The organism is Algoriphagus sp. (genome assembly GCF_013373065.1).
Taxonomy (GTDB): Bacteria; Bacteroidota; Bacteroidia; order Cytophagales; family Cyclobacteriaceae; genus Algoriphagus.
This window is the reverse complement of the sequence record NZ_JABXIN010000012.1, coordinates 134940-159912: the sequence shown is the minus strand read 5'-3', so window position 1 is coordinate 159912 and position 24973 is coordinate 134940. Positions and strand designations below refer to the sequence as shown.

General features: G+C 41.4%; 27 protein-coding genes. 18 read left to right on the top strand and 9 right to left on the bottom strand.

Features of this window, described 5'->3' with window-relative positions; genetic code table 11:
• Positions 1-45: 45 nt before the first annotated feature.
• The 12 genes from HWE15_RS08790 (at position 46) to pgk (ending at position 11353) form a co-directional block, all read left to right on the top strand.
• Positions 46-1035, top strand: coding sequence for a PhoH family protein (locus HWE15_RS08790; protein ID WP_290507150.1), 990 nt, complete (start codon positions 46-48; stop codon positions 1033-1035).
• Complete coding sequence (locus tag HWE15_RS08785; RefSeq protein WP_290507149.1) at positions 1004-1441, top strand: GNAT family N-acetyltransferase; 438 nt, start codon at positions 1004-1006, stop codon at positions 1439-1441. The genes HWE15_RS08790 and HWE15_RS08785 overlap by 32 nt, the downstream gene beginning before the upstream one ends.
• A 22-nt stretch (positions 1442-1463) precedes the next feature.
• On the top strand, positions 1464-2027 hold the full coding sequence (locus HWE15_RS08780) for a DUF3575 domain-containing protein (RefSeq protein ID WP_290507148.1): 564 nt from the start codon (positions 1464-1466) through the stop codon (positions 2025-2027).
• Positions 2028-2174: 147 nt separating this feature from the next.
• A complete protein-coding gene (locus tag HWE15_RS08775; protein WP_290507147.1) occupies positions 2175-4034 on the top strand; it encodes a ComEC/Rec2 family competence protein in 1860 nt (619 codons plus the stop codon).
• A 43-nt stretch (positions 4035-4077) separates the two neighbouring features.
• A complete protein-coding gene (locus HWE15_RS08770; protein WP_290507146.1) occupies positions 4078-4854 on the top strand; it encodes an enoyl-CoA hydratase-related protein in 777 nt (258 codons plus the stop codon).
• On the top strand, positions 4855-6771 hold the full coding sequence (locus HWE15_RS08765; protein WP_290507145.1) for an ATP-dependent DNA helicase RecQ: 1917 nt from the start codon (positions 4855-4857) through the stop codon (positions 6769-6771). It begins immediately after the preceding gene.
• Complete coding sequence (locus tag HWE15_RS08760; protein ID WP_290507144.1) at positions 6764-7363, top strand: hypothetical protein; 600 nt, start codon at positions 6764-6766, stop codon at positions 7361-7363. The genes HWE15_RS08765 and HWE15_RS08760 overlap by 8 nt, the downstream gene beginning before the upstream one ends.
• Positions 7356-7907 (top strand): NUDIX hydrolase, encoded by a 552-nt coding sequence (locus HWE15_RS08755; protein WP_290507143.1) that lies wholly within the window; start codon positions 7356-7358, stop codon positions 7905-7907. The genes HWE15_RS08760 and HWE15_RS08755 overlap by 8 nt, the downstream gene beginning before the upstream one ends.
• Before the next feature lie 3 nt (positions 7908-7910).
• On the top strand, positions 7911-8342 hold the full coding sequence (locus HWE15_RS08750; protein WP_290507142.1) for a thioesterase family protein: 432 nt from the start codon (positions 7911-7913) through the stop codon (positions 8340-8342).
• A gap of 31 nt (positions 8343-8373) precedes the next feature.
• Entirely contained in the window at positions 8374-9081 is a 708-nt protein-coding gene (locus tag HWE15_RS08745) for a tetratricopeptide repeat protein (protein ID WP_290507141.1), read from the top strand.
• A gap of 1 nt (position 9082) precedes the next feature.
• The gene (locus HWE15_RS08740) at positions 9083-10048 is read left to right on the top strand and encodes an L-threonylcarbamoyladenylate synthase (protein ID WP_290507140.1); all 966 of its coding nucleotides are present in this window, start codon (positions 9083-9085) and stop codon (positions 10046-10048) included.
• A 105-nt stretch (positions 10049-10153) separates the two neighbouring features.
• A complete protein-coding gene (pgk, locus tag HWE15_RS08735) occupies positions 10154-11353 on the top strand; it encodes a phosphoglycerate kinase (protein ID WP_290507139.1) in 1200 nt (399 codons plus the stop codon).
• 73 nt (positions 11354-11426) lie between these two features.
• Here pgk and tsf read toward each other — a convergent pair whose 3' ends face one another.
• From tsf to HWE15_RS08695, 8 genes are all read right to left on the bottom strand, one after another.
• Complete coding sequence (gene tsf / locus HWE15_RS08730; protein ID WP_290507138.1) at positions 11427-12257, bottom strand: translation elongation factor Ts; 831 nt, start codon at positions 12255-12257, stop codon at positions 11427-11429.
• 173 nt (positions 12258-12430) lie between these two features.
• Entirely contained in the window at positions 12431-13192 is a 762-nt protein-coding gene (gene rpsB, locus HWE15_RS08725) for a 30S ribosomal protein S2 (protein WP_290507137.1), read from the bottom strand.
• A 39-nt stretch (positions 13193-13231) separates the two neighbouring features.
• Positions 13232-13618 (bottom strand): 30S ribosomal protein S9, encoded by a 387-nt coding sequence (gene rpsI, locus HWE15_RS08720; protein ID WP_135075245.1) that lies wholly within the window; start codon positions 13616-13618, stop codon positions 13232-13234.
• Between the two features lie 12 nt (positions 13619-13630).
• The gene (rplM, locus tag HWE15_RS08715; protein WP_290507136.1) at positions 13631-14074 is read right to left on the bottom strand and encodes a 50S ribosomal protein L13; all 444 of its coding nucleotides are present in this window, start codon (positions 14072-14074) and stop codon (positions 13631-13633) included.
• Positions 14075-14241: 167 nt separating this feature from the next.
• Positions 14242-14952: a pseudouridine synthase gene (locus HWE15_RS08710; RefSeq protein ID WP_290507135.1), complete on the bottom strand. Its 711-nt coding sequence runs from the start codon at positions 14950-14952 to the stop codon at positions 14242-14244.
• Positions 14953-15021: 69 nt separating this feature from the next.
• The gene (locus tag HWE15_RS08705) at positions 15022-16107 is read right to left on the bottom strand and encodes an ATP-binding protein (RefSeq protein ID WP_290507134.1); all 1086 of its coding nucleotides are present in this window, start codon (positions 16105-16107) and stop codon (positions 15022-15024) included.
• A gap of 3 nt (positions 16108-16110) precedes the next feature.
• The gene (locus HWE15_RS08700) at positions 16111-16800 is read right to left on the bottom strand and encodes a response regulator transcription factor (protein WP_290507133.1); all 690 of its coding nucleotides are present in this window, start codon (positions 16798-16800) and stop codon (positions 16111-16113) included.
• 154 nt (positions 16801-16954) lie between these two features.
• Positions 16955-17737 carry a DUF3108 domain-containing protein gene (locus HWE15_RS08695; protein ID WP_290507132.1) on the bottom strand — a complete coding sequence of 261 codons (783 nt, stop codon included), beginning with the start codon at positions 17735-17737 and terminating at the stop codon, positions 16955-16957.
• A gap of 173 nt (positions 17738-17910) precedes the next feature.
• Between HWE15_RS08695 and recA the strand changes: the two genes are divergently transcribed.
• The gene (recA, locus tag HWE15_RS08690) at positions 17911-18936 is read left to right on the top strand and encodes a recombinase RecA (RefSeq protein WP_290507131.1); all 1026 of its coding nucleotides are present in this window, start codon (positions 17911-17913) and stop codon (positions 18934-18936) included.
• Positions 18937-19014: 78 nt separating this feature from the next.
• Here recA and HWE15_RS08685 read toward each other — a convergent pair whose 3' ends face one another.
• Positions 19015-20265 (bottom strand): ABC transporter permease, encoded by a 1251-nt coding sequence (locus tag HWE15_RS08685; RefSeq protein WP_290507130.1) that lies wholly within the window; start codon positions 20263-20265, stop codon positions 19015-19017.
• Positions 20266-20390: 125 nt separating this feature from the next.
• Between HWE15_RS08685 and queA the strand changes: the two genes are divergently transcribed.
• The 5 genes from queA to HWE15_RS08660 all read left to right on the top strand — a co-directional run bounded on the left by queA (position 20391) and on the right by HWE15_RS08660 (position 24973).
• On the top strand, positions 20391-21440 hold the full coding sequence (gene queA / locus HWE15_RS08680; RefSeq protein WP_290507129.1) for a tRNA preQ1(34) S-adenosylmethionine ribosyltransferase-isomerase QueA: 1050 nt from the start codon (positions 20391-20393) through the stop codon (positions 21438-21440).
• A gap of 93 nt (positions 21441-21533) precedes the next feature.
• Positions 21534-22217 (top strand): 2-C-methyl-D-erythritol 4-phosphate cytidylyltransferase, encoded by a 684-nt coding sequence (locus tag HWE15_RS08675; protein ID WP_290507128.1) that lies wholly within the window; start codon positions 21534-21536, stop codon positions 22215-22217.
• Positions 22218-22343: 126 nt separating this feature from the next.
• Positions 22344-23177, top strand: a complete 834-nt coding sequence (locus HWE15_RS08670) for a DUF5668 domain-containing protein (protein WP_290507127.1) — start codon at positions 22344-22346, stop codon at positions 23175-23177.
• 30 nt (positions 23178-23207) lie between these two features.
• Entirely contained in the window at positions 23208-24248 is a 1041-nt protein-coding gene (locus HWE15_RS08665; RefSeq protein WP_290507126.1) for a sensor histidine kinase, read from the top strand.
• Positions 24245-24973 carry a LytTR family transcriptional regulator DNA-binding domain-containing protein gene (locus HWE15_RS08660; protein ID WP_290507125.1) on the top strand — a complete coding sequence of 243 codons (729 nt, stop codon included), beginning with the start codon at positions 24245-24247 and terminating at the stop codon, positions 24971-24973. The genes HWE15_RS08665 and HWE15_RS08660 overlap by 4 nt, the downstream gene beginning before the upstream one ends.

Below are 24973 nucleotides of genomic sequence, written 5' to 3'. Positions count from 1 at the left end.
AACATAATCCATCGTCCTTCAAGAATATTTAATCAAAGAAAAAATTTGGTAGAAAAAGTAATCACACTGGAGAATGTGCCGCTTGCGGAATTTTTAGGTCAGGCCAATGAAAATATTAGACAGTTAGCACAGGCCTTCCCGCAAAGCAAAATAATTTCCAGAGGAAATGAGATACGGATTCAGGGGAGTGCCCCTGAGATTTTACGTATTAACAATCTGATTAATTTGCTCTTGGAGCATGTGGAGCGCTTCGGACATTTGAGCCCGGATAAGGTAAAAGACTATCTGGACGTGGAGGGCGTGCCTTTTGAGCAATCCAACCGAGACGCAGTTATCGTTTTCGGGAATAAGGGACTTGTAATCAAGCCAAAGTCCACCAACCAACGAAAATTGGTGGAAGCTTCCATGAAAAACGATTTGGTTTTTGCTTTAGGCCCAGCTGGAACAGGTAAGACCTATATTGCGGTAGCGCTTGCAGTTCGGGCTCTGAAAAATCGGGAAGTCAAGCGTATAATTATCACTCGCCCAGCAGTGGAAGCCGGTGAAAATTTAGGGTTTCTACCTGGGGACCTACAAGAAAAGCTCGATCCTTATCTGCGCCCCATTTATGACGCGCTGCAAGATATGGTGCCACCGGAAAAGCTCAAATATTATCAGGAAACCCGTGTGATTGAGATAGCTCCCTTGGCCTACATGCGAGGAAGGACGCTCCATGATGCTTTTGTTTTGTTGGATGAAGCGCAAAATACTACTTCGGAGCAGATCAAGATGTTTTTGACTAGGATGGGCCCCAACTCGAAAGTAATTATTACCGGGGACCAAACGCAGGTCGATCTCCCTATTCGACAAAAATCAGGATTGAGTGAAGCATTGCGGATTCTCAAGGATGTCAAAGGAATAGGCATCGTTAATCTTAGTGGAAAGGATGTCATTCGACATAAATTGGTAAAGGCTATCATTGAAGCCTACGAGAAAAATCAGGCTGAAAAAGACATTGCAAAAAATGAGTCTGCTAGTAGAAAAAGTGACCGGTAAAGCCGGGATGGATATCGCTTTTAAGATTCGGACAGAAGTATTTGTAAAAGAGCAAAAGGTTGACGCTGATGCTGAATACGATGAATTTGAAGATGTGTCCACACATTTTCTAGCTTCTCTTAATGGAAAACCGGTTGGTACTGCTCGTTGGAGATTTACTTCAAATGGAATCAAATTAGAGCGGTTTGCCGTATTGAAAGAAGCAAGGGGAAAGGGAGTAGGTCAGGCTTTAGTTCTAGCGGTACTTCGGGATTTGTTAGTGCATCCTGAAGCCCAGGGAAAAACCCGTTACCTACATTCACAGATTTCCGCAGTTCCACTTTACCAGAAATTTGGTTTTAAAAAAGTTGGAGGCCAATTTGAAGAATGTAATATTCTTCATTACAAGATGGAATTGAAGCATTAATTTTATTTTTAAATTGACAACTATGAAAAAGATTTTAATAACCATTTTGATGATGGGGCTCTTAGGTCATTCCTTTGGGCAGAATGTCATCTCGAGTTCAGGAGGAAGCACGAATAGAGATTTTTCCAATGAATTTAAACTCAACTTTTTGAACTTGATTGCCTTAGGTTCGCTCGAGGCTGGGTTTGAGAAGTATTTATCCGAAGATCATTCGCTTGATCTTCAAGTCCACATTAACGATCGGTTTGGATTTAATTCTCAAAAAAATGGGAAAAACTACAAAACGAATGCGGTTCAGGCTTCTATGAATTTCTATTTTGGGAATAATCCAAATGGAAGAATTTATATTTTCCCGCTCGCTAAAATCCGTTTTGGAGAATTCGAAGAGCCTGTAGATGGGGGAATTTCTACTACCAATATGAATGCTTTTATGTTTGGTGTAGGAGGGGGATACAAATGGGAATTCTCTCCGCATTTTGCCTTTGGTCCCTATGGAAGTATAGCGAGAGGGTTTAGTGATGAAGTTGCTGATCGTTTCACTAGAATAGAATTAAATGCGGGCTTTAGCCTAGGTTATCGCTTCTGATAAAACGCATCATGTAAGAAATTTAGCCATTCTGATCTTTCAGGATGGCTTTTTTATTTTTAAATTAATAGGTGATTTTTCATTGTTATGCGTTTTTCTGATTTTCCCTTTTTACGATTTCTACTCTTTTTTCTAATTGGAATCCTCTTGGGGCGTTTTTTCAGTTGGGAAGCATTGATCCCCTATTGTTGGATACTAATTATCGGAAGTTGGTTTCTCTACCTTTTTTTGGTCTGGAAGAAGAAAAGTCTGGTTTGGATTACTTTTTTAGGATATGCTCAACTGGTTTTCCTGGGCTTAGTTTTATCCCTTATTTTCAAAAATCAGCAAAATCAACCTACTCCTATCAATGGAGCTTATTTAGCAGAAGTACAGGGTTTTGATCTCGAAAAACCCAATTCTAAAGAGAATACTTTGAAGGTAAAACGATTCCATCGGGATTCGGAATGGATCGAAACTGATCAGTTGGTATTAATTTATCATCAAAGTAATTTAGAACTAGAGCCGGGACAGTTGGTTTGGGTGAGTCAAGCTCCGGAACCTATTGCCCCTCCCCGCAATCCTTCCGAATTCGATTACCGAGAATACCTTGCTAAGCGGGGGATTTTCTCGAGGCAATTTATCCCCCGAGGAAAGATTTCTTTGGTCAAGGAATCCTCGTCATCAACATTTCGATTTTTGCTGACGCATTTTCGAGAGCAGTTGGGGGAATTGGTTAAAGATAATATTCCACAAAAAGAATCTCAGCCTATTGCATTGGCTTTATTGCTTGGACAGAAAAATCAGTTGGATCGATCCTTACGAGAAGCGTTTTCCGATGCAGGTGTGATGCATATTTTAGCTGTTTCTGGATTACACGTTGGGATTTTGGTGGCTGTACTACTATTTCTGATAAAGCCTCTTAAATTAAAAATTGCCGCTCGCCGATTTTATCTAGTAGGTGTAGTTTTTATTATTTGGGGCTATGCTGGAATCACTGGATTTTCGCCATCCGTGGTTCGAGCCTCTGTGATGTTTACCTTGGTAGTACTAGGAGAGCTTCGGGAGCGTAAGCCTCCGATTTTTAATATCATGGCATTTTCAGCGCTTTTAATGATTGCCGTTAACCCATCAGTAATTTTAGATATTGGATTCCAATTGTCCTATTTAGCTGTATCAGGAATCATTTTACTGCAACCTTTGATTTTAAAGTGGTGGTATCCTCCCAACCGATTTCTGGAATACATTTGGCAATTGGCGGCCGTTTCAATAGCCGCCCAATTGGCTACTTTTCCGATTTCGGTTTGGTATTTCCATAGTTTTCCTATTTGGTTTTTACCGGCCAACCTAATAGTGATTCCCCTAACATTTGTCATTATGCAACTGGGAATTCCCTTTCTTTTTTTGGCTTGGATGCCATTTGTTGGCAAAATAATGGGATGGCTAGTTGGATTCTTAATCCAATTCGAACTTCTCATTCTATCGCTATTTCAAAAATTGCCATTCCGCTTTCAGGAGTTAAGCATTTATCCGACTACCATGGTATTTGTTTGGGGAATGCTTCTTATTTGGGTGAGTTGGTTCTATTTTTCAAAGAAAGGATTAATCTATTTTGGATTGTTTTTGACCTTGATTTGGGCGGGCGGAAGACTAATTCAAAGTTCTGGTTTTCATTCTAATCAAGCCATAGTTTATCGATCGGCAGATGGATGGGCTATTGATTTTTGGGAGGATGGGGAACTCAAATCCTGGAATAATGGAATAAAAGGTGAGGAAATGAAATTTTATGTTCATCCGAACCGTATCCAGCGTCAATGGCGAAATCAACCTGCTTCTTTAAAAGCTATGCAAGTTCAAGCTGGAGAATTATTTTTTCCCGAAATGGGGATAAGGATTTTTCAAGATTCAGTTTTCCTAAACCAAAAAAACAATATTAAGTGGAGGGTTTGGGATGATCCGACTTGGAAATCAGCTAGTGAATCCCCGATTTTTCCCATTTCCCAATCCGCTGTTCAAATCTCCTTTTGAATTACCCTATACTCCTGCTAATTTCAAGAACAAACAAGAATGCATGGAAGCTCCAATCAGACTTGAGAAGTCAAATCGAATCGGAAAAATCACTTTGAACCGACCCGAGAAAAGAAATGCGATGAGTCCTGAACTTATAGTGGGGCTATTAAAGGCTCTGGATGAGCTAGACTCAGATCCTCATGTGAAAGTAGTAATCATTGCGGCGGAAGGGAAAGCCTTTTGCGCTGGTGCCGACTTGGCCTATCTGCAGCAAATGCAAAGCTTTACTCCTGAAGAAAATTTGGAAGATAGCCGACGATTGATGGGACTGTTTGATCGCATTTATAATTTTCCCAAACCTGTCATCGCGCAAGTTCAAGGCCATGCATTGGCGGGAGGCTGTGGCTTGGTGACGGTTTGTGATTTTGCTTTTGCCGTCCCTGAGGCTCTTTTTGGTTACACGGAAGTGAAAATTGGTTTTATTCCGGCTTTAGTTTCAGTTTTTCTTTTGGAACAAATAGGCGTTGCCAAAACCCAAGAGCTTTTACTTTCAGGGGAATTTATTTCTGCACAAAAAGCAGCTGATTTGGGGATAATCTCCGGTGTGAAAGAGTCCGAATTTTTAGAAAATGAGGTTCAGGAATTTGCCGAAAAACTCATTCAAAACAACTCGTCCCATGCCATGATGGTCACCAAGGCATTATTGCGAAGTGTCCACCAAGAGGAGCGAAATCGTAAACTTGAAGCTGCCGCTAAATTGAATGCTCAGTCGCGGGCTCATGCCGATTGTATTCATGGGATATCGGCCTTTTTAAATAAAGAAAAACCAAGCTGGTAATTGGAAAATCAAGCAAAGGAAATCCTCAGACAGGTTTTTGGCTATCAGGAGTTTCGACCCGTCCAAAAGCAAGTTATTGATTCCGTGCTGGAAGGGGTGGATAGTCTTGCCTTGATGCCTACAGGAGGAGGAAAATCTCTTTGCTATCAAATTCCAGGCTTAGTCCAAGAAGGCATTTGTTTGGTTGTCAGCCCCCTGATTGCCTTGATGAAAGATCAAGTTGATCAACTTCGGGCAAAAGGAATACTTGCTCAAGCGATTTATTCGGGGATGAGTTATCGAGAGATAGACCGGGTTTTGAATAATTGTATCTACGGAAATTATAAGTTCCTATATGTCTCTCCAGAGCGTTTGAAGTCTGATTTGTTTCTAGAGCGCTTTAAGCAAATGCCCGTCAATCTAATTGCTGTGGATGAGGCGCATTGTATTTCCCAGTGGGGATACGATTTTAGACCTCCCTATTTGGAAATTGCAGCGATTCGAGCTTTTCATCCCAAAGTCCCTGTGTTGGCCTTAACGGCTTCTGCTACACCTCAGGTATTGGAGGATATTTTGGAAAAGCTCCAAATGAAGAAGCCTCAAGTTTTCCGACAAAGCTTTGCTCGGCCAAACCTCAGTTATAGTGTTCGGATTGTTGAAAATAAGCTGGAAAAAGGGAAGGAGATTTTGGATCGGGTAGCGGGAACTGCAATTTGGTATGTCAGAAACAGGCAAGCCACCCAGCAAATTGCAAAGGCTCTTCATCAAATGGGGATTTCTTCTACGTTTTACCACGCAGGGTTATTGGTGAAGGATCGTACGGAGCGGCAGGAACTTTGGATGAAAAATCAGGTTCGGGTGATGGTTTCCACCAATGCTTTTGGGATGGGAATTGATAAACCGGATGTCCGGGTGGTTATCCATTCGGATGTACCAGAAAATATTGAAAGTTATTACCAAGAAGCAGGTCGGGCAGGCAGAGATGGTAAGAAATCTTTTGCAGTATTATTATGCAGCGAAGAAGACCTTGAAAAATTGATGGAGCGGGCTGCCTTGGTTTACCCTCCAATTGATTTTATCAAGAAAGTGTACCAATGCTTGGCTAATTATTTCCAGATCGCGGTCGGAAGTAACATGCTCAGTAGTTTTGATTTTGATTGGGGGGAATTCGCTAAAACCTATCATTTGGGAGTTTTGGAGACCTTCTATGCGCTAAAGGTTCTGGAAGAGGAAGGTTTTATAGGGTTGAGTGAAAGTTATTATAGTCCTTCAAGGCTTCATTTTTTAGTCAATCCTCAGCAATTGTATGAAATTCAGATTGCCCATGTACGATTGGATCCGGTTATTAAGATGTTGCTTCGAACCTATGGTGGGAATTTATTTTCAGAATACATCAAAATTCAGGAATCCAAGTTGGCCAAAATTCTGGAAATGAAAGAGTCTGAACTGATCAAGCTATTGGACCGGATGGCGCAATTGGATATTATTGATTACGAAAAGCGAAAGGATAAACCCCAAATTACTTTTTTAACAGGCCGATATGATGCGGCAAAACTTCCGTTGAATGGTAGAAGAATTGCTTTGCGAAGGGAATTAACTTTGGAAAAAGCAAAAAGCATGGTTATGTATGCGCATCAAAATTTAATCTGCAGGACACAATTTATTCAGGAGTACTTTGGGGAAAAAACGGACGAGACCTGTGGAATTTGTGATTGGTGTGTGGAGCATAAAAAAGATCCTAGAGCTTTGGATCTAAAACTTCGTAAATGGATTCTTGAAACTTTGGGGCAAGTTGGGGAGTTAGAAGAAGACTCGCTTATCAATCAGGTGAACTACTCCAATGCAAACCGTGCCTCGGAAATACTCAGACAATTGATCGATGAGGGACAGGTGCAATGTACTTCAGGAGGAATCCTTAAATTAAATTCTGATGAATAGTTTCTTCGATGACCTTTTTGGTAAAATTTTTAAAAACCCATCAAAAACTCCTGTTCGGGTGAAAGAAAATTATGAGGTCAAGGAAGCCGACCTGAACGAGATTGATCAATGGATGGATTCACCTCAAGCTATTGATATTTTTGATAGGATTTACAGGAACTTTCACCTCAAACGAACCGGAATTCAAGAGACACCTCAGGTTCATTTATTTCAATCTCCCTATGCCAATGGCTTTGCAGTAACTTTCGAGCCTCCCTTTACTCCTGAAACTTTTTCCAAGCTTTTCTTGGCTTTTTCACGACGCATCCTAGCTTTGGGGTATAAGCAGGTGAGTTTGGATCGGAAAATGGAAGAGATCAACGACCAAGTGAAGGTTACCGAAAAGTTTTACCTGAAACCTCCCTTGCAAGCACCTTCCGAAAATCAGCGGATTTCTCAGCTTTTCGGAAATGTAAGTATTGAAAAAATCAGTATTGATAATAAACCCAGTTACCTCAAGCTCCTAGTAACCGTCTATTCGGATCGGCTTTACGAAGATGCTCAACCTTTCGACCAAATGATAGATCGATTATTCGAAACCAAGCATGGATAGATTTACCTTTCAAAAACAACTGGAACTGTACCGAACTCCTTATGAGGAGGAAGCTGCGTTTATTGCCGATTTTGCAGACTTGACCCAAGATCCGCTCGCCTATAAGCGAGAGCGACTTGCAGGACACTTTACAGCCTCTTCGTGGATCGTCAATAAAAAACGAACCCACACCTTGTTGACTTTACACCGAAAATTGGGTCGCTGGCTACAACTTGGAGGTCATGCCGATGGAAATGAAAACTTGATCGAGGTGGCACTAAAAGAAGCCCAGGAAGAGAGTGGACTTCAGAATCTTCGTTTGGTGGAGGAGCAAATTTTTGATCTGGATAAGCATATTATCCCTGAGAGGCCACATGTTCCCGAACATTACCATTATGACGTACGCTTTCTGCTAGAGGCAGACATGAATGAGCCTTTACAAATAAGCGACGAAAGTATTTCCTTGGCGTGGTTCAGTTTTGATTCAGTAGCAGATATGATTGGTTATAATCCTTCCATCCTGCGAATGCTGGAGAAAACCAGTAAATCTGAGATTTTGCTGTAGGCTATGAATCCCAAAGATTTTCAAGAAAAGTTTGATTTTTCGGTACCCATCCAAGTCCGTTTCTCTGATATTGATGGATACATGCATGTCAATAATGGAATCTATTTCAATTATTTTGAGCATGCTCGTGCCCTGTACCTATATGACCGCTGTGGTTGGAATATCATGGAAGTAGGGACAGTAGTGGCGCGAATTGAACTGGATTACCTTAAACCCATTCATATGGAAGATCAGGTCAAAGCTTGGGTACGTTGCAGTCGTTTGGGCAACACATCCTTTGATTTGGAACAGGTTCTAGTGGATGAAAGGGGAGAGACGATTTTTGCAAGGTGTAAAACCGTGATGGTTTCTGTTTCAATGAAAAACATGAAGCCTGTTTCCATTCCTACTTCTTATCGGGAGATTTTAGAAGCAGATCTTCGCAAAAGCGCCTGATTGCCTATCTTTGCCCAAAATAAAAGCAAAAGTGAAAAAAATTTGGATGTTAGGGCTGCTGGTCTTCGGACTCATCGCCTGCTCGCCTAGCGAGGAAGAGTTGATGCAAGCAGGAATGGAAAAAATGGATACCCAACAGTGGGAGGATGCGGTGTCCATTTTTGATCGGGTCTTGGAGAAAAATGCTGGTCAAAGTCAGGCTATCAATGCAAAGGGTGTAGCCTTATTCCAACAAGAGAAATACAAGGAAGCAATTTCTGTTTTTTCAGAAGCGATCGAGGTAGATTCCGCCAGTTATAAGCCGTGGTTTAACCGAGGGAATGCACATTTTGAATTGGGAAACTTGAAAGAAGCTGTCTCTGATTACAACATGGCTAACCGCCTAGATCCTCAGCAAACGGATATTTATTACAATCGGGGTTTGGCTCTTTTGGGCATTGAGTATTACGAAGACGCCATTCTTGATTTTGATATGGCTTTGCAAGTCAATCCTAACCAAGCCTTAGTCTACTTCAATAAAGGGAAAGCCCAAATGGGGAATAATGATCCGATCGGTGCATTGGAATCCTTAACCAATGCCGTCAACTTGGATCCTAAAAATGGTGCAGCCTATTATTTATTAGGAGTAACGCGTTTGAGTGCTTTGAATGAAAAATCCGAGGGTTGTGCGGATCTGAAAATGGCGCTTTCTCTCGGGTACCAAGAGGCCGAAAGTTGGGTAAAAGACTTCTGTCAATAAGATGGCTTTGATCGGTCAGGACATCAATAAGGCAAAGGGATTTTTGGAGGCTGGCCAACTGGTAGGAATTCCTACAGAGACAGTCTATGGGTTAGCCGGAAATGCCTTGAATGTGGATGCTGTCGCGAAAATTTTTCAAACTAAAAATCGACCTTCTTTTGATCCTTTGATCGTTCACACCGATTCGATTGAAAAAATCAATTCATTTGTCAAGGGGATTCCTGAACCGCTTCAACAGCTTGCTGAAAAGTTCTGGCCAGGTCCTCTGACTTTATTACTGGAAAAACAGGATATTATCCCTGATTTGGTGACCGCTGGATTAAACCGAGTTGCGGTAAGGATTCCTAAGCATCCGCTCACCTTAAGGCTCTTAAGGGAATTGGATTTTCCTTTGGCTGCTCCCAGCGCTAATCCCTTTGGCTATATCAGTCCTACAAAGGCATCCCACGTAGCCCAGCAATTGGGTGAGCAAATCCCCTATATTTTAGATGGCGGAAGTTGCGAAGTGGGTTTGGAAAGCACCATTGTAGGAATAGAGGAGGGGAAAGTCACTATTTATCGTTTGGGTGGTTTGGATTTGAACCTAATCACTGAACTAGTTGGAGAAGTGGAAATCAAATCCCATAGTTCCTCTAATCCAGCAGCTCCTGGACTTTTAAAAAGTCATTATGCACCTTCCAAAGAATTTATTCTAGGTGATCTAAATGAGCTGGTTCCTGAGATGTTACAACGGGAAATACCCTTTGGTGTATTGAGTCTGAATAAGCGATTTTCCTTAGATGGTCCTTCTCCGCAATTTCAACTGAGCCCATCTGGGGATTTGGTGGAAGCGGCTAAAAATCTTTTTGATTATCTACGTCAATTGGACCAATCAGGAGCTTCGGTTATAGTAGCGGAATTAATGCCCGAGCATGGCTTGGGTCGTGCTATAAATGATCGCCTAAGAAGAGCGGCAGCAAAAGGTTAATTGCATAGCCTTCATTTCCTGTTTCAGGAAAGTCGGTTTTTGTTAGAAACTTTGATAAATTCGACCGTGTTTTTCCAATTTTGATAATCTATTAACACCTATTTTATGAATCCTAGAATAAAACATCTAGACAACCTGAGCTTTGAGGGTATGAAAGCGCTCATTCGGGTGGACTTTAACGTTCCCCTGGATGATCATTTGAAAGTAACTGATGATACCCGTATCCAAGCTGCTATTCCTACCATTGAGAAAATCTTAAACGATGGCGGTTCTGCTATTTTGATGTCCCACCTGGGAAGACCGAAAAATGGACCGGAAGATAGATTTTCATTGCGGCACATTGTGTTGGATTTGGAAAAAGCCTTGGGAAGGCCTGTAAAGTTTGCGCAGGATTGCATCGGAGAAGAAGCAGAGATGTTGGCGCTTGGGTTGAAGCCGGGAGAGGTGTTGCTTTTGGAAAACCTTCGGTTTTATAAAGAAGAAGAAAAAGGAGACCCTGAATTTGCGAAGAAATTGGCATCTTTGGGAAATATCTATGTAAATGATGCTTTTGGAACAGCGCACCGGGCACATGCATCGACTGCGGTGATTGCCCAGTTTTTTACTGAGAAAGTGTGTGGCTACCTAATGCTTTCCGAATTGAAAAATGCTGATAAGGTATTGGGGAACCCTGAGCGACCTTACACTGCAATTATGGGAGGAGCTAAGATTTCAGATAAGATTTTGATTATTGAGCGCTTGTTGGATAAAGTTGATAACCTAATCATAGGAGGTGGTATGTCTTATACCTTTGCCAAGGCTCAAGGGGGAACCATCGGAGATTCTTTGTTGGAGGCCGATAAGTTGGACTTTGTATTGGAGTTGATGGAGAAAGCCAAAGCGAAAGGCGTAAATTTGATTCTTCCCCTTGACACCGTGATTTCAAAGGCTTTTGCGAATGATGCTGAACAAGGTTTGGCGAATAAAGGTGAAATTCCTGACGGTTGGATGGGCTTGGATATTGGTCCGAAAACCCGCGAGCTTTTTGCAGAAACGATTTTGAAGTCAAAGACCATTCTATGGAACGGACCTATGGGTGTTTTTGAAATGGAATCTTTCGATAAAGGTACCAAAGCAATAGCTGAAGCCGTGGTAGAAGCAACGAAAAATGGAGCCTATTCATTGATTGGTGGGGGAGACTCTGCTGCTGCCGTCAACAAGTTTGGCTATGGAGATGAGGTTTCTTTTGTATCTACAGGTGGAGGTGCTTTGCTGGAGTATATGGAAGGAAAAGAACTTCCGGGTGTGGCTGCATTGGAACCTTGATTAGAAAAACAGAAACTAAAAAACCCTTCCTGAATTAACAGAAAGGGTTTTTTTATGATGAGTCGGAAATAAATTATCCGATAGAAACTCGCTTAAATGCTGCAACAGTCAAGCCTTTGCTTACACCGTCTAGGTACTGAGCGATGGTCTTACTGCTGTCTTTTACGAACTGCTGGCTCAATAAAGTGTTTTCTTTGTAGAACTTGTTCAACTTACCCAAAGCAATTTTTTCCAACATTTCTTCAGGCTTACCTTCAGCTCTAGCTTGCTCTTTACCTACTTCGATTTCACGTTCGATTACAGAAGCATCAACACCGTCTTTGTCAACAGCCACTGGATTCATCGCAGCAATTTGCATCGCCACGTCTTTTCCAGCTTCTTCTACGTCTGCACCGTTAGTGTTGGTCAAACCTACCAAAACACCCAATTTGCCATTGGAGTGGATGTAAGGAACAACAGCCTCGGCAGAAACGATTTCAAAGTGAGATACGTCAATTTTCTCACCGATTTTACCGGTCATTTCAACGATTTTCTCCGCTACGGTGATTCCTTCGATAGGCAAAGCCATGATAGCTTCTTTAGAAGCAGCACCATTTTCTACCGCTAGGTTCAACAAGGTATTTGCGAACGCGCCGAACTCTTCGTTTTTAGCCACGAAGTCAGTTTCGCAAGTAAGAGAAAGAATAGTTCCTTTTGTTCCGTCTGCGCTTACGTGTGTTACTACAACACCTTCTTTAGTTTCGCGATCAGCTCTGGAAGCAGATACTTTTTGACCTTTTTTACGGAGGATGTCGATTGCTTTTTCAAAATCGCCTTCAGCTTCTGTCAAGGCTTTTTTGCAATCCATCATACCGGCACCGGTCATTTGTCTCAATTTGTTTACGTCTTGTGCAGTAATTGCCATTTTCGGGTCTGTTTATGGAATTAAACGATAATTATTTCTAGTAAATGCCTGTTTATACGCAGGGCTTGAATAATGAGTGGGATTATTGGTCCTTATCAGATAAAACAAAAAATTGAACATCGGCCGGGACCAGATGTTCAATTTTTTAAACTATTTCAAAATCAGGAGTGGGATTACTCTTTGGTTTCAGCGTCAACGGCTCTTTTAGCCTCTTCCTCTTCGGAAAGTTTAGCTTCTTCCTTCTCTTTCTTGCGCTCAGCTAGGCCTTCTTCAATAGCCGCACCGAATGCTTTAACGAGTAGATTAACTGATTTGAAAGCGTCATCATTGGCAGGGATAGGGAAATCTACCTCATTAGGGTTGGAGTTTGTATCTACCAATGCGAAAACAGGGATACCAAGCTTTTGTGCTTCGGCAATCGCAATGTGCTCACGCTTGATGTCCACGATGAAAAGAGCAGCTGGAAGTCTAGTCAGGTCAGCGATACCGCCCAAGACGTTTTCCATTTTCTCTTTTTGACGAGAGATCATCAATCTTTCCTTCTTCGCCATGTTTTTGAAGGCATCTTCCTTCATCATTTTATCCAAAGAAGACATTTTCTTCAAGGATTTTCTGATTGTAGCGAAGTTGGTCAACATACCACCCAACCATCTTTCGGTCACGAAAGGCATGTTTAGACGACGTGCTTCATCAGCTACTAGGTCTTTAGCCTGTTTTTTAGTAGCGACGAACATTACTTTTTTGCCGGATCTTACGATCTGCTTGACTGCAGCGGATGCTTCTTCGAGGCAGGCAAGCGTTTTATTAAGGTCGATAATATGGATTCCGTTCTTCTCCATGAAGATGTATGGAGCCATACGGGGATCCCACTTTCTCGTCAAGTGTCCGAAGTGAACACCAGCATCCAATAAGTCTTTGTATTCGATTTTTGACATGAAATAAATTGGTTTCTAATATGAGGAAGAATGTTCCGATTAACGCTTGGAGAACTGGAATCTTCTTCGTGCTTTTCTTCTACCTGGCTTCTTACGCTCGACCATACGAGGGTCACGAGTCAAGAATCCTTCTTTTTTCAATGGACCTCTGTGCTCTTCGTTTACTTCGCACAAAGCTCTTGCGATGGCCATTCTGGCTGCTTCAGCCTGCCCTTTGATTCCGCCACCATCAACATTGATTTTGATGTCGAAGTTGCCGTCTTCACCTACCAAAGTCAATGGTTGTTTAACCACGATTTGGTGAAGGTCAAATGGAAAGTATTTTTCCAAAGACTGCTTGTTTACGGTGATTTCTCCTTTACCCGGCTGTAAATAGATTCGGGCTACTGAGGTTTTTCTTCTACCGATTGTATTGATTACATCCATGAGTTATTACGATTAGAGCGTGATGGTTTTAGGCTGCTGTGCTTCATGTGGGTGCTCAGCTCCTTCATACACGTACAAGTTTCCGTACATTTTTCTTCCGAGTCTGTTTTTAGGCAACATGCCTCTTACAGCTTTCTCAACCAAGATGGCTGAAGACTTTTGCTTCAACAATCTAGGAGTAGAAATTCGCTGTCCTCCTGGATATCCGGTATGGCGAACGTAAACTTTTTCGTCCCACTTTTTACCGGTCAATCGAACTTTGTCTGCGTTGATTACAATGACATTGTCACCACAATCCACGTGCGGGGTGAAATTCGGCTTGTTTTTCCCCCTTAAGATTCTTGCTACCTCACTGGCCAATCGACCCAAAACTGCAGCTTGGGCATCCACTACCACCCATTGCTTGTCTACAGTCGCGTCGTTAGCAGATATGGTCTTATAGCTTAAAGTATCCACTGTGTAACTGTTTAATTTTTAGCTTGTTAAATGTTTTCGACCCCCAAAAAGGGACACAAAGATAGAAGTATTTTATTTTCCATGCAAAATATTTCAAATGCTACCTCCTAATTTTCATAGGTTTAGCATCTGAATACTGAATTTTTGATGGATATTTTGGTTGAAAATCAATTAGTTTTCTCCAATTGATGGATCAAAACCTGAAAATCCTTCGGATAAGGGGCTTCGATGAAAATTTTTTTTCCATCTAGTCCCTCAAATTCAATCGAATAAGCATGCAAGGAAACCCGCTGCATAATCGGCAGCTCTTCTGTGTCCTTTTTGAGATTGAAGCGGCGCTTCAATGAAGAAAGGTACAAAGGCCTCCCCCCATACAGCTCATCCCCACAAATGGGGGATTTGAGGTAAGCCAAATGAATCCGGATTTGATGCAATCGACCCGTGATCGGCTTGCATTCAATTAGGGAATGAGCCCGATACGTTTTAAGTGTATTAAAAACAGTCTGGGCTGGCTTACCTTCTTTGCTGACTTTGGCGACTCCTTTGGCTGATGCGACGAGATTTCGGTCTACGAGCAACTGCTCATATTCTTTGATTCCCTCGACTACAGCATGGTAGATTTTGTTGACTTTGCGGTTTTCAAACTGGATGGCCAAGTGCCTGTAGGCCGCTGGATTCTTGGCAATCACCAGACATCCGGAGGTCTCCTTGTCCAATCGATGACACAGCTGGGCATCTGCTGAGTAATCCTTGGCAAGGTCCAGGATGTTCTGCGCCTCATGCCTATCGTCTAAGCTCGACAGGTAAGGCGGCTTGTTGATTACCAGGTAATCCTCGTTTTCAAACAGAATAAGTTTTTGAAAATCTACTTTCTTCATGGATTCTCCTGCCTCTTCAAAGAGGCTGCAAAGTTAGAGGGAAAATGACAGTTAAAAAATTAACTCACATTATTTCAAACTTCCCTCACTTATTTTCTGAGAATCTTCTTGTGGATTGGCTTTTACCAAAGGCAATGAAAAACTAAAAATTGACCCTTTGCCTACGGTGGAGCTGACGGAGATTTTGCTTTTATGACCTTCCAGGATATGCTTGACTATAGCCAATCCAAGACCGGTTCCTCCTTCTTTTTTATTTCGGCTTTTCTCGACCCGATAAAAGCGCTCAAAAATCCGTTTCAGGTCTTCCGGTGGAATACCTTGGCCATCGTCCTTGATATCGACTTGAATGTGATTCTTTTGTGCTTTCAATAAAATCTTAACTTCTCCTTCCTCGTGATTGTATTTGACCGCATTGAAGATCAGATTTTGGCAAACTCGATAGATTTTTTGACGGTCTGCATGGGTGATGTATGATTTTTCCGGATCGTATTTGAAGTTGATCGTAACGTTTCTCTTGGAGGCCTTATGCTCTAATTCCTCGATTACCTCATCAATTAATTCTTTTAAGTCAAAATCCTCGAAAACAAACTTGATCACCCCGCTTTCCATTTGGTTGAGGGTTAGGAGGTCTTGAACCAAGTTATCCAAGGAGTCCAGACTTTTCGCAGCTCGCTTCAAGAATTTCATCCGTACATGCTTGTCGTCAATAGCACCGTCCAAAAGCGTATGGATATATCCTTGGGTTGCGAAAATGGGAGTCTTTAATTCATGTGAGATGTCTGCAATGAACTCCCTCCTGAACTCCGCATTTTTCTGAAGTGCTTCAATTTCCTTTTGTCGGGCAAGTGCATAGGAATTGATGACGGCATTGATTTTCCGCAAGGGAGAAATAGAAGATTTGGTTTTCTTCTCCTGAATTTCAGAAAGGTCTTTCTTTTGAATTTTCTCCAGCAATTGGTAAATGTTGCCGATCTCCCGGAAAACTAGGAATTCAAGGGTAATGGAGATTAAGAGGTAGGAAGTAGAAAAAGCAACTCCAGCTGCAACCAGTATCACAAGGGTCGATGCCTCATCTACCAAAGATAAAAAAGCTACTACCAAGACCGAAATGGCCAAGGCCAATACAACAGCAATCCCTCGGGAAGTAGTGAGCATGAATTAACCCAAATCGAACTTATAACCTACACCTTTAACTGTAGTGATGTAGTCATCTCCGATTTTTTCGCGGACTTTTCGGATGTGTACGTCTACTGTTCTCGCTAAGACAAAAACATCCGCTCCCCAAATATTCTGAAGAAGCTCATCTCTACTGTAGACGATATTAGGGTTTTTGGCAAGGAAATACAAAAGTTCAAATTCTTTCTTGGGAAGGGTGATGGTTTTTCCAGCCTTTTCGATGGTGTAGCTTCCCCTGTCAATGACTAGATCTCGGATTTTGATTTGGGCCTGCTCTTGTTCTTTTTTGGCTTCTCTTCTGAATAGTGCCGCAATTCGACTCATCAAGGCCCGTGGTTTGATAGGTTTGGTGATGTAGTCATCCGCTCCCACGTCAAAAGCAGCTACTTCCGAGTACTCTTCCATTCGAGCGGTTAAGAATATAACAAAGGTGTTTTTCAGTTCAGGGATTTCCCGGATTTGACGGCAGGTTTCTACCCCGTCCTGATTAGGCATCATGATATCCAAAAGAATCACATCCGGTAAAAATTTAGAAGCTTTCTTGACTGCTTTGATTCCATCTTCTGCAGTTTCAACCTCATACCCCTCCTTTTGAAGGTTATATTTTAGAATCTCAACAATATCCGGTTCGTCATCTACAACCAGAACCTTGATTTTCTGCTTATCGCCCATTGGGATTTTTGCTTATTGATTTGGATAAAATTAAGTAATATTTAAGGATGGGACGCAATTTTTTTAGCTTTTCAAGCTGTGATTGCGTGAAAAATATCCTCAAAAAGGGAGCTAGTTGACCGAATTGTTAAGCTAAAATTACTGAAGTGTGAAATTAATAGCGGAGCCCACTGGCTGATTTCAGTTCTAAATTCAAGGAGCCAAGAAACAAATTTGCCTTAATTTTTACCGGAATTTTATTTTGATCCTGGGTTACCCAAACGGTTACAGGAAAATCACCTCTGAAAAGTTTATTCTTTGGGATTTGTGGTGAAAAAATATAGGTGTCCTTCTCTCCAATTTCAGTGTCAATCCGCTCTTGCCCCTCGTAGATTAATTTTATGTTATATATTTCCTTATCGAAGAATCCGAGGATATTTACGGTATCACCCACCTTTAAATTCCTTAAATCAAGGGTTCTTAAGTAATAAAACCCGCTGACGATATCCTGAACTTTTCCGGGAAGAAGGTATTCATTTTCTTCTTTGAGAGTTTTGTTTTCCTTATCGAAGAGTTGCATCCGAGCTTTCTCCTTTTGCTGGTCAAAAAATACCTTTTCATGCTTCCGGTATTTTCCTTCTTCAATATGTCTGTAGGATACAGAGGGCAATTTAGAATTTACGTCCCAAATAGTTCCCCAATTATCGTTTACCCGTCCAAAAATGGTGGCTGCTCCTTTTGTTTTTCCGTATACATCGATTTTATAATGGGGTTTATTTTCGATGGTTTCGGGCTTTTTAGCGATTTTCATCTTCGCATCCGCCAAATTGAACCAGCCGTAGCTTACCTCAAACTCCAATTCTTCTCCATAGGTAAAGGGATGTTCTTGCTGTCCCCAAGAAAGTTGGGAAAGCGTGAGGAAAAGGAGGAAGAATGAGATTTTGATACTTTGTTTCATATTAATTGACAATACCTGACAAAAAGCTGGTATTTTTAACATGATTACGAAAAAGCATGCCGATTAGTGGCGAAAAATACGAATTTGCTTCTCGAAATCAAGATGGTTACTTCTTTTGACCATATCCTTTACAAGATTTAACTTTAACGTAAGAATTCTTTAAACATAGACTCATGAGTACGAATGCAGAAAAATTAAAAGCCCTCCAACTTACCATTGATAAACTGGAGAAGGCTTACGGAAAAGGGACCGTGATGAAACTTAGTGATAATACGGTGCAGGATGTTCCTGCAATTTCTACCGGTTCGCTAGGTTTGGATATGGCCCTGGGAGTAGGAGGGATTCCGAGAGGAAGAGTCATTGAAATATATGGTCCAGAGTCATCCGGTAAGACTACCTTGACCATGCATTGTATTGCAGAAGCGCAAAAGGCAGGTGGTTTGGCGGCTTTTATTGACGCGGAACATGCCTTTGATAAAGTGTATGCTGAAAAACTAGGTATTGATACTGAAAATCTTTTGATCTCCCAGCCGGACAATGGGGAGCAGGCTTTGGAAATTGCTGAGCACCTAATCCGATCTGGAGCAATTGACATCATCGTAATTGACTCGGTTGCTGCCTTGGTTCCTAAAGGGGAATTGGAAGGTGAAATGGGTGAAAGTAAAATGGGTCTTCAGGCTAGGCTCATGTCCCAGGCTTTGAGAAAGCTGACTGGCGCAATAAATAAAACCGGATGTGCTTGTATCTTCATCAACCAGCTTCGGGAGAAAATCGGAGTGATGTTTGGCAACCCTGAGACTACCACAGGTGGTAATGCCTTGAAATTCTACGCTTCTGTTCGATTGGATATCCGACGGATCGGCCAAATCAAAGAGAGTGCCGATAATGTAACTGGAAACCGTACGCGAGTGAAGGTGGTAAAAAATAAAGTTGCTCCTCCTTTTAAAGTGGTGGAATTTGACATCATGTATGGTCAGGGGATTTCCAAAGTCGGTGAGGTGATTGATTTGGGAGTGGAATTTGACATCATTAAAAAAGCCGGATCTTGGTTCTCATACAATGGAGAGAAATTGGGACAAGGCCGGGATGCTGTGAAAAATCTATTGCTTGATAATCCTGAATTAATGGAGGAGCTAGAAACGAAAATTAAAGCTGCGGCAGGATTACTACCTGTTGACCCTACTCCAGATATGGATTAATGGGGTGTGTTTGATTGATAACAAAAAAGGAAAGCAAATTTGAAATGCTTTCCTTTTTTGTTTTAACACCTTTTGTTTTTAGGCGGTACGAATCGCTTCCACTGGATCCATTCTTGCAGCAAGGGTTGCGGGGACGATACCAGATACTACTCCGATGATGGAAGACACGCCGATTCCCAAAATAATATTCCCAAATGATAAAATAAGATCTAAACTTCCGAGTTGGATAAAACTCAAAAAGTAAACGAGTATTATTCCTGTTCCTCCCCCAATCAAGCTCAGACAAACTGCCTCAAAGAGGAATTGAAAAAGGATAAAATAATTTTTTGCACCCAGCGATTTTTGAATACCGATAATGTTGGTTCGCTCCCGAACGGATACAAACATGATATTGGCGATACCAAAACCTCCTACCAAAATGGAGAAGCCTCCAATTACCCATCCTGCGGTAGAAATTACATCGAATACGGATCCAATGGCGTTTTGAAGGAATTCAGTTTTATTAAGCGAGAAAGAATCGTCCTCTGTAGGTTTGAGTGCCCGTTTAGCTCTAAGCAAACCGATCATTTCATTTTCGATCGCAACTAGACCTACATCCTCTTCTTTTCCCTTAGCAGCAATGGTTGGGTTGATCCCGTTTTTTCCCGTATTGAACAATTTGGTGAAAGCCGGGTAAGGAATCAGGCAGGCCTCATCTTTGGAAGGCAAATCCAATACGCCACTTCCTTCTTCTTCAAAAATCCCAACGACTACAAATTTCAGCCCCTTGATTTTGAATTCTTTTCCTACTGCTGATTGATTCGGGAAAAGAGTATTGGCGATTTTTTTACCGATGACAGCCAAGTTTCTAGCTGCTTTTATTTCATTTCCGTTAAAAAATCGACCTTCTTCGATCGGAACATCATATACGTCACCATAATCTTCAAAGGCTCCTGTTAACGAGACGCCTTGATAAGCATTACTTCCTGCAGCCACCGTCGTATTTGCCGAAGCTGCAATGGTAATTCCTTCAGCAGTTGTAAGTCTATTTTTCAAAAACTCATATTCTTCAACCGTGTTATTCGGTCGACGGAAGTATTTCCACCAGGGAAAATTTCCCGGAGGGCCTGATTGAAACGGAAATTTGTCTACTCGGATGACATTTGTTCCCAAAAAAGAAAAAGAAGACTTGATGTTGTTTTCAAGGGAATCAACCAAAGTAAAGACAGCTATGATTGCAAAAATCCCGACTGTAACCCCCAATAAAGACAAAATAGTGCGGGTTAGATTGGATTTCAGGGCATTGAGAGCAAATCGGAGGCTCTCCCAAGAAAGTCTCAAAAAGAGCATGGCGGGGAATAGTTGGTTAAATCAATCTATAAAGTTAGCGGAATTTGGATATTATATTCTTAACTTTGCGCTTTTTAGAGTAATTCTAATAAAAAAATTATACCCCATACACCTAACGCTTCTCTATGAAATTATCAGATTTCAAATTTGACGTACCAAAGAAACTTGTTGCACTTTATCCAACAGAAAACCGGGATGAATCCAGACTCATGGTTGTTCACCGGAAAACAGGAGAGTTCGAACATCGCATGTTTAAGGATATTCTTGAATACTTCGATGAAGGGGACGTTTTCGTAACCAACGACACGAAGGTGTTTCCGGCTCGATTGTATGGAAATAAAGAAAAAACAGGTGCTGAGATTGAAGTTTTCTTGCTTCGGGAATTGAACCCTGAATTGAGACTTTGGGATGTTTTGGTTGACCCAGCTCGTAAAATTCGTGTAGGAAATAAGTTGTACTTCGGAGATTCCGATTTGGTTGCTGAAGTGATTGACAACACTACCTCTAGAGGTAGAACTATCCGATTCCTTTTTGACGGAACGCAGGAAGAGTTTTACAAGGCAATCGATACCTTGGGGGAAACTCCACTATTAAAAGAAATCATCGATCGTAAAGTTGAGCCTGAAGATCGGGAGCGTTATCAAACCGTTTTCGCAAAGAACGTTGGCGCTGTTGCCGCACCTACTGCTGGTTTGCATTTTACTCCTCATCTATTGAAGCGCTTGGAGTTAAAAGGAATTGAAGTGACTCCGATTACTCTTCATGTGGGTTTAGGAACTTTTCGACAAGTAGACGTAGAAGACTTGACCAAGCATAAGATGGACTCTGAGAATTATGATATTCCTGAGAAAACCGTTGAATTGGTCAATGAGGCATTGGATAATAAAAAGCGGGTAGTAGCAGTGGGAACTACAGTGCTTAAAACAGTAGAATCTTCAGTTACTGCAAGCAATCATTTGAAAGCTTCCAGCGGATGGACTGATAAATTCATCATTCCGCCTTACGAATTCAAAATAGCCAATGCGCTGATTACCAATTTCCACTTACCAGAGTCTACTTTATTGATGACGGCAGCTGCATTTGGAGGCTATGATTTGATCATGAAAGCTTACAAAGAAGCAATCAAAGAAAAATACCGCTTTTTCTCCTATGGAGATGCGATGTTAATACTTTAAACAAAAGGCTCCTTTCGAGGAGCTTTTTTATTTTTACCCGGTATTGATCACAAAATAAGAGTAGAAAGAAACTACTTTTTCAAAAAATAGAAAATGCAAAAAGCAGCAGTCTTGGTAGCAGGAGGAAGGGGGACTCGAATGGGTGGCCCTTTGTCAAAGCAATACCTTCCCATTGGGGGGATGCCCATTTTGATGCATACCCTTTCTGTTTTTTATCACGTGGATCCAGAAATGGAGTTGATTTTGGTGATCCCCCAAGATGATTTCGAATTATGGCGGAAATTATGTGAAGAGCATGATTTTTCTATTCCACACCGGGTTGTTGCCGGTGGAAATTCAAGATTTCAATCTGTGAAGAATGGTATCTCTTCAATTTCTTTTACTGAAGGAGTGGTGGCTATTCATGATGGTGTCAGGCCTTTCGTGCAAGAAAGTGTCATTCAAGAAAGCTTTGAAAAAGCTGCTGAAACAGGAAGTGCTGTTGCGGTAGTGGCATTAAAGGATTCCATTCGGAAATTGACTGACGATGACCGGAGTTTCTATCAAGAGCGCCAATATTTTCGCCTTGTTCAAACCCCACAAACATTTGATATTCAAAAAATCAGAAAAGCATTTGGGGTAACCGAATTGCCTCAATTCACTGATGATGCTACGGTTTATGAGCATCAAGGTTGGCAGGTAACTTTGATTCCAGGAAACCCTGAAAATATCAAAATCACCACACCTGAAGACATGGATTATGCGGAGTTCTTAATTCAAAAAATAAAGAGTCGGTAAAATTTTCATGCAATTTCACCGACTTTTTCTCCGCATTCGCCGACTTTTTTGATAGGCTGTCGAAAGCTTTTATTTGATGAGAATAAGCCATGCTACATTTGAGCATCATTCAAATCATAAAAAGCGATGGCAAATTATTCTAAACCCAATAACAGCAGTGACGGAGGCTTAATCTTCGGGGTTATCATCTTAGGCTTAGGTGTTCTCCTGCTTCTTCGAAAGCTTGGTATTTTCTTTCCCGATTGGTTACTCAGCTGGCCAATGATCTTGATTGCAATCGGATTGGTCGTGTCAGTAAAACATCAATTCCGATCTCTTTTTGGAGGGATTATGCTCTTTATCGGTGTCTATTTCCTCTTTGATAGGGAATTTGATTTGAACTTTGGAATCGAACGCTACATTCTACCAATCGGTCTTATTATTCTGGGGATTTATCTCATTACCCAGAAGCAAAAGGAAAAGCGGATAATGGACAATATTCAGGATCAAATCCGGAATAAAAGCTTCAAATCCTCTGATTCTGCTGGAAGCAGAGGAGATTCCTCGGACAGTTCTCAAGGAGCTAATTCAGCAGAAACATCACAGAAACCTCCCATTTCAGGAGTTTCAGGAACAAGTTTCTCAGATCGAATTAACATTGATGCGGTTTTCAGCGGGGTAAACAAACGGGTTCTATCTAAAAATTTCCAAGGAGGAAAACTGACTGCAGCATTTGGGGGAGTGGATTTGGATTTGACTCAAGCGGATTTTTCTGGGTTAATCAATTTACAAGTGGATGTGATTTTTGGAGGGATGAAGATTATCGTTCCCCCTCATTGGGATGTACGTGTGGAAGTCACCAATGTAGCAGCCGGAGTAGAAGACAAACGAATCTATCGTCAATCTGAAGTAGATGCCGATAAAGTACTTGTACTCCGAGGCACGGTCTTCTTTGGAGGTTTGGAAATCAAATCATTTTAACGAATTTCCATCAATCAAATCTCAAGAACTGTGTTCTCAAGAGCCTTTCGATCCACCAAGAAATACTATTGGATTATCCAAGGAGCCGGCCTAGTCTGGTTCCTTGGTACTTTTTTGATCTTGAGGAATTATGAAATCGAAACCTTTCAAGCATTGATTGATGCTGGGATTTTTACACTTCTTTTTGTTGGGATGGTGACCGTACTGGATCGGATTTTCACCTTCTATAATCCCAAGAGTGGGAATATGATTCTGCTTTTTATTCTTCCCTTAATCCTGTCATTCTTGGTGGTTTTGCTCCATCGCTTTTCTTCAGCTTTTGCTTTTGCAGATGATCTTGAATACCTCGAATTCCTCGGGCAGCATTTTTACCTCCGTTGGGCAATTTTAGCCTTGGCTGCCATGATGATTACCTTATTGGCAGTGGTCATGTCAAGATTGGAGCAACAGGAGGAAACAAAAAATCGGGAATTGCACATGATGGAATTGAGTAAAGAAGCCGAACTTTCGCAGCTAAGGCAACAGCTTCAACCACATTTTTTATTCAATAGCTTGAATTCCATCAGTGCCTTGGTGATGAGTCAGCCCGAGCGGGCCCGAGAAATGGTTGTCATGCTTTCGGATTTTCTTCGAGGGACCATTCGGAAAGATTTAAAGGCTTGGACATCTTTAAAAGAAGAGTTGGAATACCTTCAGATGTATCTGGAAATTGAACGGGTACGTTTTGGACATCGGTTGGAGGTTTTATTTGAAATTTCACCCGATTCTGAAAAACTCAAAATCCCTCAATTATTGATTCAACCTCTTTTAGAAAATGCGATCAAACATGGGCTTTATGGAGTGACTGGTGAAGTTAAAATCCACCTAAGTTCAAAGAAAGATCAACACTATTTGGTCATTCAGATTGACAATCCCTTTGATCCGGAAACCCCTTCTCAAAAAGGTACTGGTTTTGGATTGAGTTCTTTGCGAAGGAGACTTTATCTTCTTTTTGGAAGGAATGATCTGCTAACCACTCAAAAAGAGGGGAGTGATTTTTCTGTAAATTTGAAAATACCCCAACCGAAATGATCAAAACCATCATTATTGACGATGAGCCTTTGGCTGCCAGTGTGGTTCAGGAATTTTTAAAAGATGATGAGCGATTTGAAATCGCCGCTATTTGTCATGATGGATTTGAGGGATTTAAGGCCATTCACCAGTATAATCCCGATTTGATTTTTTTAGATGTACAAATGCCTAAGATTACAGGTTTTGAAATGCTAGAATTACTGGATAATCCACCAGAGGTGATTTTTACCACCGCTTTTGATCAGTATGCTTTGGCAGCTTTTGATGCGAAAGCCATTGATTATTTACTCAAGCCTTTTTCCAAGCAGCGCTTTCAACAGGCAATCGATCGATTTTTGGAAAAATATGCAGCAGGAGAAGCAAAGGAAAATGCTTCCATTTCAGAATTAGCGGATAAGGGACAGCGTTTGGTCGTTCGGGTTAAAAATGAAATTAAGATTATTCCTATTGACCAGGTAAGTTATTTCGAGGCTGCTGATGATTACATCCGAATTGTAACGGAATCGGGTACCTATCTTAAAAAAATGACGATGAAAGCATTGGAAGATGCAGTTTCTCCCGAAAAGTTTGCGAGGATTCATCGATCCTATATGCTGAATTTGAATGAAATAACTCGAATTGAGCCCTATGAGCGGGATAGCTATTTGGTATTTTTAAAAAGCGGGCAAAAACTTCCCGTCAGCAAGACAGGATATAGTCGGTTAAGACAAGTGCTCGGGCTTTAG